The 16,154-nt window shown below is 64.8% G+C and carries 15 protein-coding genes and 1 pseudogene; 9 read left to right on the top strand and 7 right to left on the bottom strand.

Annotated elements, in window-relative coordinates; translation table 11 throughout:
* The first annotated feature begins 2 nt into the window (after nt 1-2).
* The 6 genes and pseudogenes from LX88_RS33625 (at nt 3) to LX88_RS33650 (ending at nt 6,701) form a co-directional block, all read left to right on the top strand.
* Nucleotides 3-326: a hypothetical protein gene (locus LX88_RS33625; protein WP_258951818.1), complete on the top strand. Its 324-nt coding sequence runs from the start codon at nt 3-5 to the stop codon at nt 324-326.
* Between the two features lie 89 nt (nt 327-415).
* Entirely contained in the window at nt 416-1,180 is a 765-nt protein-coding gene (locus tag LX88_RS33630) for a caspase family protein (RefSeq protein ID WP_258951819.1), read from the top strand.
* Between the two features lie 8 nt (nt 1,181-1,188).
* Entirely contained in the window at nt 1,189-1,773 is a 585-nt protein-coding gene (locus tag LX88_RS33635; protein WP_258951820.1) for a nucleoside-triphosphatase, read from the top strand.
* A gap of 32 nt (nt 1,774-1,805) precedes the next feature.
* The gene (locus LX88_RS44450) at nt 1,806-4,673 is read left to right on the top strand and encodes a CHAT domain-containing tetratricopeptide repeat protein (RefSeq protein ID WP_258951821.1); all 2,868 of its coding nucleotides are present in this window, start codon (nt 1,806-1,808) and stop codon (nt 4,671-4,673) included.
* Between the two features lie 39 nt (nt 4,674-4,712).
* The gene (locus tag LX88_RS33645; RefSeq protein ID WP_258951822.1) at nt 4,713-5,336 is read left to right on the top strand and encodes a GTP cyclohydrolase II; all 624 of its coding nucleotides are present in this window, start codon (nt 4,713-4,715) and stop codon (nt 5,334-5,336) included.
* 198 nt (nt 5,337-5,534) lie between these two features.
* Nucleotides 5,535-6,701, top strand: a pseudogene (locus tag LX88_RS33650) (IS3 family transposase).
* Here LX88_RS33650 and LX88_RS33655 read toward each other — a convergent pair.
* Nucleotides 6,670-6,966, bottom strand: coding sequence for a GmrSD restriction endonuclease domain-containing protein (locus tag LX88_RS33655; protein WP_258952023.1), 297 nt, complete (start codon nt 6,964-6,966; stop codon nt 6,670-6,672). The pseudogene LX88_RS33650 and the gene LX88_RS33655 overlap by 32 nt on opposite strands.
* 411 nt (nt 6,967-7,377) lie before the next feature.
* Nucleotides 7,378-8,088 (bottom strand): hypothetical protein, encoded by a 711-nt coding sequence (locus LX88_RS33660; protein ID WP_258951823.1) that lies wholly within the window; start codon nt 8,086-8,088, stop codon nt 7,378-7,380.
* Nucleotides 8,089-8,548: 460 nt separating this feature from the next.
* On the opposite strand from LX88_RS33660, the gene LX88_RS33665 reads away from it, so the two are divergent.
* Both LX88_RS33665 and LX88_RS33670 read left to right on the top strand, forming a co-directional pair.
* The gene (locus LX88_RS33665) at nt 8,549-9,340 is read left to right on the top strand and encodes a hypothetical protein (RefSeq protein ID WP_258951824.1); all 792 of its coding nucleotides are present in this window, start codon (nt 8,549-8,551) and stop codon (nt 9,338-9,340) included.
* 302 nt (nt 9,341-9,642) lie between these two features.
* On the top strand, nt 9,643-10,932 hold the full coding sequence (locus tag LX88_RS33670) for an ABC transporter substrate-binding protein (protein ID WP_372511473.1): 1,290 nt from the start codon (nt 9,643-9,645) through the stop codon (nt 10,930-10,932).
* Nucleotides 10,933-10,941: 9 nt separating this feature from the next.
* On the opposite strand, the gene LX88_RS33675 is transcribed toward LX88_RS33670, so the two are convergent.
* Genes LX88_RS33675 through LX88_RS33685 form a run of 3 tightly spaced genes read right to left on the bottom strand, consistent with a single transcriptional unit; the run spans nt 10,942 to nt 13,627 of the window.
* Entirely contained in the window at nt 10,942-11,784 is an 843-nt protein-coding gene (locus LX88_RS33675) for an alpha/beta fold hydrolase (RefSeq protein WP_258951825.1), read from the bottom strand.
* A gap of 21 nt (nt 11,785-11,805) precedes the next feature.
* Nucleotides 11,806-12,810: an NADP-dependent oxidoreductase gene (locus LX88_RS33680; protein WP_258951826.1), complete on the bottom strand. Its 1,005-nt coding sequence runs from the start codon at nt 12,808-12,810 to the stop codon at nt 11,806-11,808.
* A 1-nt stretch (nt 12,811) separates the two neighbouring features.
* A complete protein-coding gene (locus LX88_RS33685) occupies nt 12,812-13,627 on the bottom strand; it encodes an oxidoreductase (RefSeq protein ID WP_258951827.1) in 816 nt (271 codons plus the stop codon).
* Between the two features lie 114 nt (nt 13,628-13,741).
* On the opposite strand from LX88_RS33685, the gene LX88_RS33690 reads away from it, so the two are divergent.
* On the top strand, nt 13,742-14,338 hold the full coding sequence (locus tag LX88_RS33690) for a TetR/AcrR family transcriptional regulator (protein WP_258951828.1): 597 nt from the start codon (nt 13,742-13,744) through the stop codon (nt 14,336-14,338).
* Nucleotides 14,339-14,375: 37 nt separating this feature from the next.
* On the opposite strand, the gene LX88_RS33695 is transcribed toward LX88_RS33690, so the two are convergent.
* Both LX88_RS33695 and LX88_RS33700 read right to left on the bottom strand, forming a co-directional pair.
* Nucleotides 14,376-14,933 carry a hypothetical protein gene (locus LX88_RS33695; RefSeq protein WP_258951829.1) on the bottom strand — a complete coding sequence of 186 codons (558 nt, stop codon included), beginning with the start codon at nt 14,931-14,933 and terminating at the stop codon, nt 14,376-14,378.
* Nucleotides 14,934-15,196: 263 nt separating this feature from the next.
* On the bottom strand, nt 15,197-15,832 hold the full coding sequence (locus LX88_RS33700; RefSeq protein ID WP_258951830.1) for a hypothetical protein: 636 nt from the start codon (nt 15,830-15,832) through the stop codon (nt 15,197-15,199).
* Between the last annotated feature and the right edge of the window lie 322 nt (nt 15,833-16,154).

Raw genomic sequence — 16,154 nt, forward strand, 5'->3', positions numbered from 1 at the left:
TGATGAATCTCGGTGGCTTCATGTTTGGTTTAGTCGTCGGCTACCTCACCTATCGCACTCTAGCAAGAACCACAGACAAGGCTGCTGTCACCGATCTAGCCGCGGTCGTCGCTGTCATCGGCGGTGGCACCGTAACATCACTATACGACCCGGCGGGCGCACCGTTTGCATGGTATTCGGTGGGGCTGGCCACAGGAATGCTGGTCTTCTTTCTCATTTTTTGGCGACTGAACGGCAGAGCAGAATTGGCGAAGGTAATGAACACACCCGCTGCAGGAAAATCCGTGACGGCGCAGTCGCCACATGATCACGGCCCGCGCGCTTGACGCAGCATAGCCGGATCGACATAGATCAACCATGGCGCGAGTGAGGACGCCGCAACAGCAACTACCACGTTTGGTCCGAGGAGCTACGTGTGTCGAGCCTGAGAGTTATGTCTTTGGGGTTCAACTGGCATCGAAAGGACACCGAACGTCGACTGCAGTTCGCGGAAGCCGATGCCGTTGCGGTCGCAGAGGGAATCTCCACCCAAAAATTACATCATTTGCAGCACGTTGAGCTCATAACCAACTCAAGATCAAGCCTTGAGATCGAGCAGACAATAAAGCAACAGATATCGGCGTCAGAGATGTCAGACAGCCTGCTTTTCTATTTTGCTGGACACGGAATGCTCGAAGAGGTCAGCGCCACCGAACAGGCGCTCTTCTTAGTATGCAAGGACACCGACATCGGCGATGTGACGAACACCGCTCTCGACCTCGCCCGCCTAATTCAGATGTTCGAGGACGCACGAAGCGCGACCGCGTTGATCGTGCTCGACTGCTGCTTTTCCGGATCCTTAGGAGGACGCTCGATCCTCGGCCCTCGCTACCTCCGTCGACTCCAGACCGGGCGTCCGTTCCGAAGAAAGCGGATACCTACACCAGTGGGAGCCGGAAAATCTGTCCTGTCGGCCTGCGGAGCCCATCAGGAGGCGGCTGAGAATAGTTCTTTAGGGCATGGTGTTTTCACTCATTCATTTCTGACAGCGATCACGTCCAAGACCTCCTCCAGCATGTCTGTCGCCGCGGTGTACTCACAGGTTCAAGAGTCTGTGCTGAGGAGGACCGACGGCAAGCAGTGCCCTAGCCTCTACGGCGGAGACCATGGTGCACAGATACCCACCATCCGGAAAAAGTGAGGTCACCCTTGGAAGGCATAGGCAACCTCGTCCTGCTGTCGGGCCCGCCAGGCGTCGGCAAGTCAACCGCCATCCGCCGGATCGCCGAGCACTTCGACGACGAGAGGATCACGGCGATCCTCTCGTCCGAGATCCGCAGAGAAGGCCGGCGGCAAGGCTTCCAGATGGAGGTGCTCCACACTGGGCGGCTGGGTCTTCTGGCCTCTCCAGAGGTGGACAGTGATGTCCGGTTCGGCTCGCTCCGACCAGACGGTCGCCCGCGCCTTGGCGTTACCTTCGACTTCCTCGAAGGGGTCGCGTGCCCGGCCATCGTGGGTGGCGCAGCACAGCAAAAGACGCTCGTCATCGACGAGATCGGCCCGATGCAGGCTAGTTCGTCCTACTTCCGCGATGTCATCGAGAACCTGCTCGTCAGTGGCAACACGCTCGTCGCGTCCATCGCACAGTCAGACGATCCGTGGATCACTCGGATCCGGGAAGACCAGCACGCGGCCCTCATCGTGCTCGACGAGCGCAACCGGAACCTGGTCGCCGCCGCGCTTGGCGTCTACCTGTCCACCAGGACATCTGCGGACGTTGCTCGCAGAGCTTGATCATGATGTGGCGCTCGCAGTGAGGAGTTGCTGTGCGACTTATCTACGGTGCACCCGCACCGCTCGGCGCGAGTGCCGGTGTCCGCACCAAGACAGAGTCGTCAAATATCCTGGCGGCACTGCGGGACGCGCAGGTGCAGGTGTCGCTCGCTGGCTTGCTTCCAGCGAGCATGGAGAGCCTCGCGCGCTTGGCGAACGAACGCGTCGCAGTGCTTCATCTCGCTGTGCACGCCAGCTTTGAATCAATCCAGGTGGAGCAGCGGAGCGGCGAGCCCCTTGTGGTCAGCCCTCAAGCTTTGGCGAATGTGCTCGGAGAAGTGGGCGCCGATCTCGTCGTGTTGAACGGGTGTGAGACCGAGGAACTCGGCCTACAGCTGCAGGAGCGGTGCAGGTCCTCGATCATCGCGACAACCGGCTATGTTGCCGATGAGGTATGCGCGTCCTTCGCTGGATTTTTGTATCCCAGTCTGATGACCGGTTCAGAGATCAGGACAAGCTACGAACGTGCCGTGCAGCTCGTCCGCGAGGTCGAGGGTCAAGCCCCGTATCACCTCTTCTCGGGTGATGTGGCTGCATTCGACGTCCTGCCTGGCGATCTGACCGTTGAAAGGACCTTCGTGCTCGCACGAGCACGCGCCGAGGTGGATGCCATCACGGGGCGAAATAATGAGCTCGTCCGGCTGCATTCATTCCTTGACGGGACACCTTCATCCATCATCTGGATCACCGGTGCACCCCAGTCCGGAGTTTCGACGTTCCTTCGCGCGGCGTCGGCTCAGTACGACTGGATGTTCACCAACACGCTTCTTGTCGATCTTGCCACGGAAGCAAAGCGAACAGAGACCGCAGCAGAGAACCTACTGATGCGAGTAGAGAAGGCGCTCTCGCGGGCTTCAGATAGCCCCATGCTGTTCCTGCTCGATCACCTCGACCGGCTCGACCACCGCACCACCGATCAGCTTCTGGATCTTCTGGCAACGTCTTCACTGCACGACAGATCCCGCGTGATCATTGGGGCTGGATCAGTCAACCCGGATAACACAATCGCACTGGCGAAAATCAACCTTGGCGAGCTCAGCTTCAACGAGTGCACAGATCTCATCGCCTATCGTCTTGGACTCGAACAGGCCAAGAGGCTCAGCGGAGTCGTGAGAAAAATGCCAAAGCTGCCCGGTCGGCTTCTGACGCTGGTCAGCGATGTTGAAAACGGTGCTGCAGACGAGGAACTGGAGCTTCTGGCCAGCGAGGGGGATCCACGGTCGGGCCTCAACCGGATATTCAACAATCTGGCGCGCGACAAGGACGTTCTACTCCTCGTAAGATGCATTACCTACGCGGGGAACCGAGTTCCCCGATCAGCGGTACAGTCAGCGTTCATCCAGGGCGCCAGCACCCCCGACGCAGGTCGGCTGAAGATCTCCTTCGAGGAGGCCGTCGCAGTGCTACGAGCGGCCAGGGTGCTGTGGGTCGAGGAGGATCAGAGCTCAGGAGGAAGTGTCCCGGAAGCCTATTTCCGAACAACGCAGGACTTTTTACATGCCGCTTCCGAGAATATGAGCCAGGTGTCGCCTCGACAGCATCGAGGGTGCATCCTCCCCCTGGCCGAGAACATACTGGAGCGAGTTCGCAGCAAACGACTTTCTGCCGCATCCGACGGCTCCTGGGTAAGCAATGTGGCACAGGCTTGCCGCAAGCACGGATTGGACGATCTGCTTACCTCGATTGGCGCGGAGCTCCTGGGACGCCATGGGATTTTCCGGAAGACGGGAGCGCCGATCGAAATTGAGCCACTCGCCAGGGTCGCATTCGACAGTGCACGCGAGATTGGCGAATTCGACAGCGCCAGCCAGATCGGGCTCGTACTGGGAGAGACTCTGTACCAAGCCGGCCGACTTGATCCGGCCGAGCAGACGTTCAAGCAATGCCTCGCGTTGCCGTCAAACCCGCAACGAAAACTGCAGGCACTCAGAGCACTAGGGCAAGTGAGCTATCGACGCGGCGACTACCGAGCTGCGCTGAAGTGCTACGACACCGCTGCAGAGTACGAGCCTTCCTCACCAGAGTATGTCGTGGCGACACTGCGACAACAGCGCGGCAAAGCACTGTTCCGGCTTGGCCTACTCGACCAGGCCACCGCCGAGCTCACGGAGGTACTGCAGTACCGGCAGAGTCAGGACGACTTCCGCGCAACGCTCAATGTCCAGCACGAGCTCGGTCGTGTCCTGCAGGCTCGCGGCAACCTTGACGACGCTGCCGAGATATTCCAGATGGTCGTACTCGGCGCCGAGAGCCATGGATTTGAGAAGCTTTTAGCCCCTTCGCTCTATCAGTTGTGCATCCTGGAGCTGACACGAGGGGACGTGGATTCAGCAGAGGCCTATCATAGACGCTGCTCCGCCGTTGTAGAGCGGATCAAAGCCCCGCTGTGGGATGCACTTTCCGAACTTGCCGGAGCTCGGGTGGACTTCGCTCGATCACGTGGAATTACAGCCATGGAGCGTATCTCGGCGGTGGTCATGACGGCCCGCGAGCGAGGTTTCTCTCAAGTTATCGATGATGTCCGTGAGTGGGTGCGTAACGCTGCACCCACTTCCGCCGATCTAAACCAAAAGGAGGTACCCGTGCAGATCGACGCACTCGCGCAACTAGAGTCCGTCAGTCCCAACAAGGTCGAGAAGGCCCTTCGGTATGCTGCGGAGCCCAACCGGATCTCTTCTATCGAGATCAAGTACGACTCCGACAGTGCGACACGCACAATAGAGTGGCGCGATGGGGAATGGACCTGCACGTGTGATCTCTTCAAAAACTCCCGAATGTGTAGTCACCTGACTGCCATTTCACTTCTTGAAGGATCGCCGTGGCACTGGCCCCACACCAAAGACACCGATACTCGGGGGTAGTGCCGCGCGCCTTTAGGTCGCACCGAGGTGAGGTTTCGAGTGATTCAGACATCCCTACCTGCTGTTGACATGATGTTCCGACGCGAGTTATCAACGCAACTCGGAAAGTGGACAGAAACACTTTTCCGCTACGCCGATGAAGACATCGTCGTCCTGAGTGTCGGCAACTGGCTGGAGGCCGACGCACCCCTGATCAGAATTCACTCCACCTGCTTCGCTGCGCATTACCTCGGCAGCATTGAGTGCGACTGCAGGGAACAGCTTGAGATCACCATGGAACTCATCTCAGACGCTGGCGCCGGAGCTATTCTGTTCCTTGACCAAGACGGTCGAGCCAATGGTCATCTTGCGCTGATGCGCGCTGCGGTTTACGCAGCCGAGAATTCCTGTTCCCAGGCAGATGCCTACCGCACGCTTGGCTACAGTCCGGATTCTCGCTCTTTCGCCGGCGCCGCTGCGATCTTGAAGAGCCTTGGCGCAACTACCGTCACCCTCGCTACCAACAACCCCGAGAAGATCCGGGCGTTGACCGACGTGGGAATCAACGTGAACCGCCGCCGCGTGGTTGCGCCCGAATCTGCCAACCCCCGGTTGACGGACTACTACCGCCTTAAGGCAACCGAAGGACATCACGTCGAACCTGAGCACATTGACGGTATATAGATTCGTTGTCATGAACCATGCCGCAACTTCGGCCGCAGTGGGGACGGCCATAGTTCCCACGCGGTCGTTCTTGGCTGCACCGCGGCTGCGCCTATCGCCGCAGTTCACGCGGACTCCGGGATCCGGATATGGGTCTGCTGCACGGACTGGTGACATCTGAGTTGGCTTGCCATGATGGCGAGCTGGGAGGATGTCGCTGTGCCCAAGCCCTATCCCCAGGAGTTCCGCGACGATGTCGTGCGGGTCGCTCGTGACCGCGAGCCCGGTGTGACGGTCGAGCAGATCGCCAAGGACTTCGGGGTCCACCCGATGACGCTGTTCAAGTGGCTGCGCCAAGCCGACACCGATGAGGGCGTCAAACCAGGTGTGAGCAGGAACGACTCGGCCGAGCTGCGCGAGGCCCGCAAGCGGATCAAGCTGCTGGAGCAGGAGAACGAGGTCCTGCGCCGCGCGACGGCGTATCTGTCGCAGGCGAACCTGCCGGGAAAAGGCTCTACCCGCTCGTGAACGAGCTGGCCGCGGACGGGATTCCCGTCGCGGTGGCGTGCCGGGTCTTGAACATCGCTCGACAGCCGTACTACCGGTGGCGTGCCCGGCCGGTCACCGGGACAGAACTCGAGCGGGCTCATCGGGCGAACGCGTTGTTCGACGCGCACCGCGACGATCCGGAGTTCGGCTACCGGTTCCTGGCCGACGAGGCGCGCGACGCCGGCCTGTCGATGGCGGATCGGACCGCGTGGCGGATCTGCTCGTCGATGGGCTGGTGGAGCGCGTTCGGCAAGAAACGCGGCCGCAACGGGAAGAAGGCCGGTCTGCCGGTTCACGATGACCTGGTTCGCCGTGACTTCACCGCCACCGCGCCGAACCTGCTGTGGCTGGCCGATATCACCGAACATCGCACCGCAGAAGGAAAGTTGTATCTGTGCGCGGTCAAGGACGTCTGCTCCAACCGGATCGTGGGCTACTCCATCGACTCCCGGATGAAGTCCCGGCTCGCCGTCACCGCGCTCACCAACGCCGTTGCGAGGCGTGACGAGGTCGCCGGCTGTGTGGTGCACACCGACCGCGGATCGTAGTTCCGATCAAGGAAATTTGTCCGTGCACTTGCTCGCCACGGCCTGACCGGGTCGATGGGGAGGGTCGGCGCGGCAGGAGACAACGCGGCTATGGAAAGCTTCTTCGCGTTGCTGCAGAACAATGTTCTCGACCGGCGTACCTGGACCACTCGCGAGGAACTGCGGATCGCGATCGTGACCTGGATCGAGCGCACCTACCACCGCCGCAGGCGCCAGGCCGCCCTCGGCAGGTTGACCCCCATCGAAATACGAAGTAATTATGACCACGCCAGCCAGTCAGGCTGCGTGACTACAACTGTCACCAGTCCGTGCAGCAGACCCTTTGCCTCCATCACACCTGACAAGGTGCGCCACTTGAAGCGAGACCCATCACCGCCCGTCTCAAGCATCATGACGACGCCGATCGGGTAGCCGCGCGAGACGGTAGCGAGAAGACTCGCGATCCTCGGATCGTCCCACTTGAACTCGCGTTGGAAGTCAGGCAGTTGGATCTTGCCAGCACCGACGTCTTTCAGGAGCTCATCGAGCCGCCAGTCCGGGCTCTCAAACGGCATGCAGGCTCTCCCGCGGGTGAAGGGCGGTCGCAACGCCACAGGACGGCGCACGGTCGGTGCCTCTATCGGCAGACTCGGAACGAACGTTTCATGCCGGCCCTGTCAGCGGTGAAGATGCGTTCCCCAAGCGCCCAAGGCCCCGAAGCCCATCTGCGCGACCGCTTACGAGATGGCCGCCTGAAGCCGGGCATCACTCGTCGGCCCGACAACTCCTGCCATCCTTGGTCGCTCTGCAGCCAGGCCAATGACCGTCGCGCACAAGCGTTCAGCCGGAACAGCGGCTACTCAGCCGCGCCCGGTGTGCTTGCGAGTTCTTGGATCATCGTGATGGGCTTCAGCAACTCGATGGACATGACTCGTTATCCCTACGGCTAAGTCCTGTCACGAGGTTCATCCGCGAAGCGAGGTCGGTCAACTCGACGCGCTCAACCTCTGCGCCAGCTCCGTGCGAACGGCCAACACGAGTCCGCGGGCCCGCTCGGCGCTGATCTCGAGCTGTTGACGCAGCGTTTCGGCGGAGACCGGTCGCCTATGGTCAAGCCAATGCCGCACGTCCGCTCGCCGAGCCCTCGCCAAGAGCTCGTCGTCGTCAACCTGCTGCACCTGCAGGTCTCGATCACCTCGATGGCCGCAGCTCTCGTCACGAGAACCGTCGCCACAGGACGTCAGAACAGCACTGGTGTCCATTCCCGCTGGCGCCGCCTGCACACCGTAGATCGCCTGCAGCAAGTTCGGGCCGACTTCCGCCCATCCAATCAGTAGCAGAGGCCCCACTGCGTCGAACGCGGCCTTACCGTACGCACCCGCCAGCATCGGCTCGGCGACGTTCAGCGCCAAGGTCACTACGCTCGCGAACAGCAGCAACCGTCGGGCGGGGCGCAGCTGCTCAGCCGATGCGCGGTGCAGTGCCAGAAACCGGGTGCCGAGCAGGAGCCCGAGAATCGTGAGGTCGACGGCAGGTGCGACGAGCGGCGCCACCCACATCGGCACGCCCAGCCGGAGGCACAAGCTCAGCACGTTGCCGAACCCGAACAAGAAGGTCGGCCCCACGACCGCGGCCATGATCGCCGTAACCGCCCGGACCACGAGGGCACCTGCGCCGCGTTCCACATGACCGCTCATCGCCCACCACGCGGTTCGTCCACAACGAAGCTGCTCTCAAGCACCAACCTGCCGGTCAGGCGCTTGGACGAAGTGGTGAGCAGGTCTGCATGGTGCCTCGCCGGGGGCACCGAAGTCGAAGGCGATTCGTGTTCGCGGAAAGCGCGAACCGGGTCGCCTTCGGGCGTTTTCTGGGGGCCGAGCCCCCAGAACCCAGCCGGGGGCAAGCCCCCGGACCCCCGCAGGTGGCCGGGACCGTCTGCGCGTCGCCCTGCCGGGGCACCATGTAGACCTGCTCACCACGAGCAGAGCGTTGCTTCGGTCAGGGTGGTGCGACACAGCCTCCCGAACCTGGTCCTCGAAGGCCGCGCGTCAGCGGGGGAAGCTCGCCCGTCTCGTTCTCTGGAGCTGGCAGGATGTGATGCAAGGGAGTCGTGCTTGTCGGACGCGCGTTTCCTTTTCCGGCCGAGGATTGGACGCAATGGGACGCTCGTCGGTGTTCACCTTCCAGTACATCGCCATCGACACTGAGGCTGGTGTCACGCCGGAGGAGTTCGAGACCTTCGTGCGCGCTGAAGGCGTTCACCTGCCCTTGTACCCAGGGTGGCGGTGGACTCTGCTGCGCGGGTTGCGCGGAGAGCGGACCGGGCAGTACCTGATGTTGTACGAGATCGAGAGCGCCGAGCAACGCGACCGCTACGTCACAGCCCGGGGTGAGCAGACCGAGCTGGCCCGGCTGTTCTGGGCGCGGCACCCCGAGGCGGAGGCCGTGCTGGAGCGATGGCGGCGGCTGGGCACGTTCGGTGAGCTGCCCACGTTGTTCACCGACTACCGGCTGCTGGCCGACAATCCGCGGAGCACGGTCACACCCGGCCCCCGCTACCGCGACCGCCCTGGGGAGGAGCCCGTCGCTCGGGTCGTCGGGATCCACAACCTGGCGTTGCGCGCCGGCGTGACCGAGGAGATGTTCGACCGCTTCATCGCCGAGAACCACCACCGGATCGACGACTACCCGGACTGGCGGTTCCACGTGCTCAAGGGCGAGCGGGGCAACCGCCTCGACCAGTACGTGATGATGATGGAGATCGCGAGCCTGGACGCGCTGGACGTCTTCTACCCAGAGCCCGACATCGCCACCGGCGAGGCCGCGGAGTTCGCGGCCGCCCACCGCGACACCAAGCAGATGTACGAGGAGTGGAAGCAGCTGGCCTCGTTCTCGGGCTCGCCGCAGATCTACACGGACTACCTCGCCGTCGCGGAGAACCCGGCGTAGCCCCGCACGACCCGGCTAACGGCCGTAAAGATACGAGCGTGAGCAGTTTCGATCCGGACTGACTTGTTCTCCTGGGAGCGCTCCCGGACATCCGGCCATGGTGACGCTCGATCAGTTACTCAAAGCAACCACTCCGAGACTGTGTGCGGATCGCGTCCGAGATAGCGATTTCCTATACCGCACAACCATTCATGTTCGTAGGACTAAGCGTCGCCGAAGCGGCTTGACACCTCCACCCGACGACTTCAGACTCCCAAATCTGGGAGCGCTCCCAAGTGTCATCGCCGTCAGAGGAGTTTCACGTGCGTCCGAGCCGCTGGATCAACGTGGCGATCTGTGCCCTCGTGTCCGTCACCATCACTTCCTGTGGTGCGGGTGGTGCGGCCAGCCGGGGCGCTGACGGCAAGATCGAGCTGACCGTTGCCACGTTCAACGAGTTCGGTTACGAGGAGCTGTTCAAGGCGTACGAGGCCTCACACCCGGACATCAAGATCACTCATCGCAAGACGGGTCAGGGCGCTCCGCACCACCAGAACCTCTTCACGAAGCTGGGCGCGGGGGCGGGGCTCGCTGACGTCGAGGCGGTCGAAGAAGGCTATCTGAGTCAGGTCATGGCCAAGTCCGACCACTTCAACGACCTGCTGGAGATCGGTCCGAAGGACGTGACGCCGGACCGCTGGCTGAAGTGGAAGGCCGACGCCGCGACCACCAAGGACCGCAGGTTGATCGGCTACGGCACGGACATCGGGCCGCTGGCCATGTGCTACCGCAAGGACCTCTTCGCGGAGGCCGGGCTGCCCTCCGACCCCGACGACGTCAAGCGGCTCTTCGCCACCTGGGACAGCTACTTCGCTGCCGGTGACAAGTTCGTCGCCAAGGTTCCCGGCGTCGCCTGGTTCGACAGCGCGGCGCAGGTCTTCCACGCCATGCACAACCAGCACGACGTCGGTTACTTCGACAAGGCCGACAAGCTGGTCGTCGAGTCCAACCCGGACATCAGGAAGGACTGGACCGCCGTCACGGGCGCCGTCGCGAAAGGACAGTCGGCGAAGCTGACCGCGTTCAGCAACGAGTGGAACACCGGCTTCAAGCTCGGCAGGTTCGCCACCACGACCTGTCCGTCGTGGATGCTCGGCGTCATCGAGACGCAGGCGGGGCCGGAGAACGCCGGCAAGTGGGCCGTCACCGACGCGTTCCCCAACGGCGGTGGCAACTGGGGCGGCTCGTACCTGACGGTGCCGAAGCAGAGCAGGAACGCGGCCGAGGCCGCGGCGCTAGCGGCCTGGCTGACCGCTCCCGAGCAGCAGGTCGAGGCGTTCCAGGCGAAGGGGACGTTCCCCAGCCAGATCGACGCCCTGGAGAACAGGGCGCTGCTGGAGGACGTCAACACCTACTTCGACAACGTGAAGGCGGGTGCGCTGTTCGCCGCGCAGGTGCAGAAGGTCAAGGCGGCGGCGCAGTACAAGGGTCCCGCCGACGGGCAGATCCAGGACAACGTGTTCGGCCCGGCCCTGCAGTCCGTCGAACAGGGCAAGCGCCCGGACGAGGCGTGGAACACCGCGGTCGCGGAGGCGAAGAAGATCGCCAAGTGACGGCCGCGGTCACGACCCGAGGAACTCCAGAGCCTCGGCGACGAACTCGTCGTGGTGCTGGAAGATGCCGCCGTGCCCGGCATCGGGGTACAGCGTGAGCCGCGCATCGGGCAAGCGCCTTGCCAGGTCGGCGGAGTTGCTGCTCGGAACCATCCTGTCGTGGTCGCCGTTCGCGACGAGGACCGGCTGCCGGATGGCCGTCAGGTCGGAAGGGCGCTGAACGCCCCACTCATGGATCGCTTTGAGCTGGTTGCGGAACGCCGTCACGGAGATCGAGTCGTCGCGGTCGTCCGTGCGCTCCTTCAACCGGTTCACGAACTGGCGGGCCGACGTCCTGCCGTTGGCCGTCCGGGTGAAGAACAGGTATTCCTTGGGGTCCTTGAAGGCGAGGGTGGCCATCAAGGAGTCGAGGAGGGTGACGCGAGTGACCCTGTCGATGCCCTCGCCACCCGCCGGGCCGGTGCCCGCGAGGATCATCCTGCGCACGAGCCGCGGTTCTTCCACCGCGATCACCTGGGCGACGAAGCCGCCCAGCGAGAAGCCGAGGAGGTCGACCCGGTCGTGGCCCAGCGCCCGGATGAACGCCACGGCGTCCCGTGCCATCGCGGCCACCGAACGTGGTGTCGTGCCTTGTGAAGCGCCGACTCCCCGGTTGTCGAACGTGATCACCCGGTGCCGGGCGGCGATGCCGTCCACGACACGGGGGTCCCAGTTGTCGAGCACCGCGGACAGGTGGTTCAAAAAGACCACCGGCGTTCCGGTGTCCGGCCCTAGCCTGCGGTAAGCGAACGTCGTCCCGGCGACGTCCACGGTCTGGGTCGGTGCGTCTTCGTAAGCGGTGATCACGGTCATGGTGACTCCTTCTCGGACGAACTACCTGACCTTCACGACGACCTTGCCCTTGGCGCGTCCTGTTCGGACGTACGCCAGGGCCTCGTTGGTCGCCTCGAAGGGGAAGATCCGGTCGACGACCGGTTCGATGACTCCGGCGTCGATGAGCGAGGTGATCTCGCCCAGCTGCTCCCCGTTCGCCCGCATGAAGAGGAACGAGTAGCTGACCTGGTGGCGTCGGGCGGCTTTCCTGACGCGGTGGCTCAGGACGCGCATCACCGGGCGCAGGATCCACGGCTTGCCGAGCTGCCTGGCGAAGGCGGGGTCCGGCGGGCCGGAGATCGAGATGAGCTTTCCGCCGGGCTTCAGCACGTTCAGCGACTTCTCGAGGGTCTTGTCGTCGAGGCTGTTCAGCACCACGTCGTAGTCGCGCAGGACGGTTTCGAAGTCCTCCTCGCGGTAGTCGATCACGACGTCGGCGCCGAGTCGCTTGACCAGGTCGGCGTTGGCGGCGCTCGTCGTCGTGGCCACGGTGGCGCCCAGGTGTTTCGCCAGCTGGATCGCGAACGTCCCGACTCCCCCGGCACCGGCTTGGATGAAGACCTTCTGGCCCTTGCGCAGGCCGGCGATCTCGACCAGCGCCTGCCAGGCGGTCAGGCCGACCAGGGGGATGGCGGCCGCCTCCTCCATCGTGAGCCGCTTCGGTTTGAGCGCCAGGTCGTTCTCGCTGATGGAGATGAGCTCCGCGAAGGTGCCGATCCGGTCCTTGTCCGGGCGTGCGCAGACCTCGTCACCGGGCTTGAACCTCCGCACCCCGGCACCGGCCCGGATCACGACGCCGGCGACGTCGTTGCCCAGGACGAACGGCGGGCGGTAGGGCAGGACCAGCTTGAACTCGCCGTCCCTGATCTTGAGGTCCAGCGCGTTGACGCCCGCCGCGTGGACCTGGACCAGCACGTCGTGCTCGCCCACCTCCGGATCGGGCACGTCACCGGCCCGCAGGGTGTTGCCGCTCTTCCCGTAGCGGTCGACGATGTACGCCCGCACGTCAGCCCACCATCCGGTTGAGCTTGCGAACGCTCCTGTCGAAGGCCCACGCGGGGGCCACGCGGCGAAGCACGCTGACGCGCGCGGCGGTCGAGCCCGCGGTGTAGCGCCGCTTCGGCTTCGCGCCGGTGGCCGCCGTGGCGATCACCTCGGCGACGAGCGCGGGCTCGTCGCCGCCTCGCATCGCCTCCGCCATGACGTCGTCGTAGGCGCGTCGCTGGCGCGCGTAGACCGGCAGCGGGCTGTCGGCCTGCACCATGTTCGCGTCGAACGGGCTGTTGGTGGGACCGGGCTGGACGCGCACGACCTGAATGCCCTGCTCGCGAACCTCGTGGTCCAGGGACTCGGAGTACCCCTCGACCGCGTGCTTGGTCGCGACGTAGACGGCCATGAACGGGTTGGGGACGAACCCGGCCACGGACGAGACGTTGATGATGCGTCCGCTGCCGCGGGAGCGCATGTGCGGCAGGACGGCCTTCGTCATGCGCATCAAGCCGAAGACGTTGACGTCGAAGACCGTCTGCGCCTGAGCCACGGAGATCTCCTCCGCGGCACCGTTGGCACCGATGCCGGCGTTGTTCACCAGCACGTCGAGGCGCCCGAACCGTTCGAGCACCTGCTCGACGACGGCCGCGACCGACTCTTCGCTGGTGACGTCGAGGTCCAAGAACGTCACGCCGTCGGCGGGCGTGGTCCTCGAGGCGTCGCGACTCGTGCCGATCACCCGGAAACCGGCGTTCGCCAGGGCGAGCGTGGCGGCTCTGCCGATGCCTGAGGACGCACCCGTCACGAGCGCCACCTGCGGTGTTGCTGCCATCGTGAGCTCCAACCGTTTATATTATGACCGTACGACCATAAGAGGAGACGTGGGTTCGGAGCAAGAGGTCCGGCAGATTTGGATTATGATCGTACTAACATCAAGGAGGGGCACGTGGCGCGGTACGGCAAAGAGCACAAGCTCGCGACGAGGCAGCGGATCATCGAGACGGCGGGCCGCCGGTTCAAGCGCAGCGGCATCGACGGCTCCGGGGTCGCCACGCTCATGGCGGACGCGGGACTGACCAACGGCGCGTTCTACGCGCACTTCGAGTCCAAAGAGGACCTGGTGGCGACCGCGGTCTCCGACCAGCTGCGCTACCAGCGCGAGCAACTCGCGGCCGTCGCACCCGGCCGTGCCGGCGTCGAGCAGATCGTCCGCGCCTACCTCTCCCCCGAGCACCGCGACAACCCGGAGGAGGGCTGCCCCTCCGCGGCGCTGCTCGACGAGATCGGCCGGTGCGGGGACCCGACCAGGCAGGCCTACACCGACAGCATGCTCGCGATCGTGGACGACTTCGCCGCCCGCCTCGCACCACACGATCCGCAGTCGGCGCGCACCACGGTGCTCGGCGTCTACGCCCTCATGGCCGGCACGTTGCAGCTGTCCCGCGCCCTGACCGACCGCCGGCTCGCCGACGACCTGCTGGAGCAGGGCATCCGCAACGCGCTGGCGGTGCTGGACGGCGAAAGTGCCACCTCAGGGGCGTGACCGGTGCTCCACTCCCTGCCGCACGACAGAAAAGCGGTCACGACTGGCGCGGTTCGACGAACTCGGCCCACTTCGGCGGCTGCTTGCCCATCTCCTCCATCATCTCCAGCACGTCGCGGAGATCGGTGACGTTCGGCGCGGTTGCCGCGAACCAGTCGCTGACGCTGTTCCACGCCTTGCGCGCACCCTCACCCTCGACGACGTCCCAGACGGGCGGGTCGGCCTGGTCCAGGTCGGCGCCGTCGACGACGTGGTAGGCATGGCCTTGGTGCGCCGTGAGCGCGAGCAGACCGCGCGGGTCGGCCAGCTCGTGGTCGAGGCCGTCGAGCGTGGCGACGACGTGCCGTTTGCGTTCGGCGGTCATCGCGCCGACCCCGAACGCGGTGCCAGTCAGCCACAGTCCTGATCGGACACCCATGATGTGCAACACCTCGCGCACCGCGTCGGGAACGCGTTCCACGCCCTGGTCGGCGGCCATCTGGTCGATCTGGTCATCGGAGGCGCCTGCCACGGACCCGCGACGCAGACCGTTCGCGCACACGCGGTCGAAGATCGCGTCGATGCGCTCGCCCGGGTTGTCAGTCGGATGGTTCACAGCGGGCAAACCCTTTCTCCAGCTCAAATGACACCTGAGAACAGCAGGTTCGGCGGCGGCCCGCGTGGAATACCACCACCCATGTCGTCACTCGCGGTTCGCGGGGTGCGGCTCAGCCGGATGTGGCATCCTGCCCAGTAGGCAAGACGCATCTGGGGGATGAGTGTCAGCTCAGCGGGCCGACCTGGCCACGATCATCGGATGACCGGCCGCCAGCGCGGTCCGTCGTCTTCCTCATCGCACCACGGCAACGGCCGCGGTGATCACCGCGGCAGTCCGCCGGCCTCGTCGTCGTCCCCTTCGGCGGGTGGCGTCGGCGGTCGCGGCACTCGCATGGACCCCGACGCGGTCGAGAACCTGGGCGGCAAGATCGCGAGCCGCGGCGACCAGGTCCGCAACGCGGTGTCGAGCAGACTGAACATCAACGCCAGCAGCGGCAGCGCGGGCGTGTTCGGCCAGGTCGCCATGCAGCACGCGGACCGCGCCATCAGCACCGCCCGCAACTCGGCGGAGATGGCCGCGTCGGCCGCGGACAACGCCGGTGCCAAGACGAAGGCCACCGCGCAGACGACCCGCGACACCGACCGGTCCGTGGGCGACTCGATGCGGAAGATCGACCCGGCCCCTCCCGCTCCCAGCCGCGGCAGCTCGACCGGCTCGCCTTCGTCTGCTGCTCCTCCATCGTCCGCCGGCGGACGGGCGACGGTGCCGTCTACTCTACCGGGTGGCACATCCACTCCCGGCCGGCAGAGTGCTCCGGCGGCCGTCGGCGGCCCGGTCACGCGCGCGCCGGAACCAGGAGGCGCCAGGCGGGTCGCCGGTCCGGGCAGCACCCCGCTGCCTGGCGGCACCGGTGTTCCGGCGGGGAGGTCCTCACCCGCGGCGGCCGGGGGCCCCACTCCTGGAACGAACGTCGCCGGCAACCCCTCCTCCGGCCGGGGACCCGGTGGTCCGATGGCAGGCGGTCCCGCACCGGGCACCAGCACCGCGGGCGGTCCGCAGACCAGCAGGGGACCTGGGAGCCCGATGGCGGGCGGCCCGCCCCCTGGCCCTGCAGGCACTTCGCACAACAGGGGTCCCGCGGCCGGCGGTCCTCCCGCGGGAACCCCGTCCGCCGGAAGAAGCCCTTCCGGTCCCATGGCCGGTGGTGCCCCCGGCACCAGCGCCGCGGGCAGTCAGCAGAGCGGAAGGGGACCTGCCGGTCCCATGACGGGCGGTGCG

The sequence above is a fragment of the Lentzea californiensis genome (genome assembly GCF_024648825.1).
GTDB classification, from domain to species: Bacteria; Actinomycetota; Actinomycetes; order Mycobacteriales; family Pseudonocardiaceae; genus Lentzea; species Lentzea californiensis.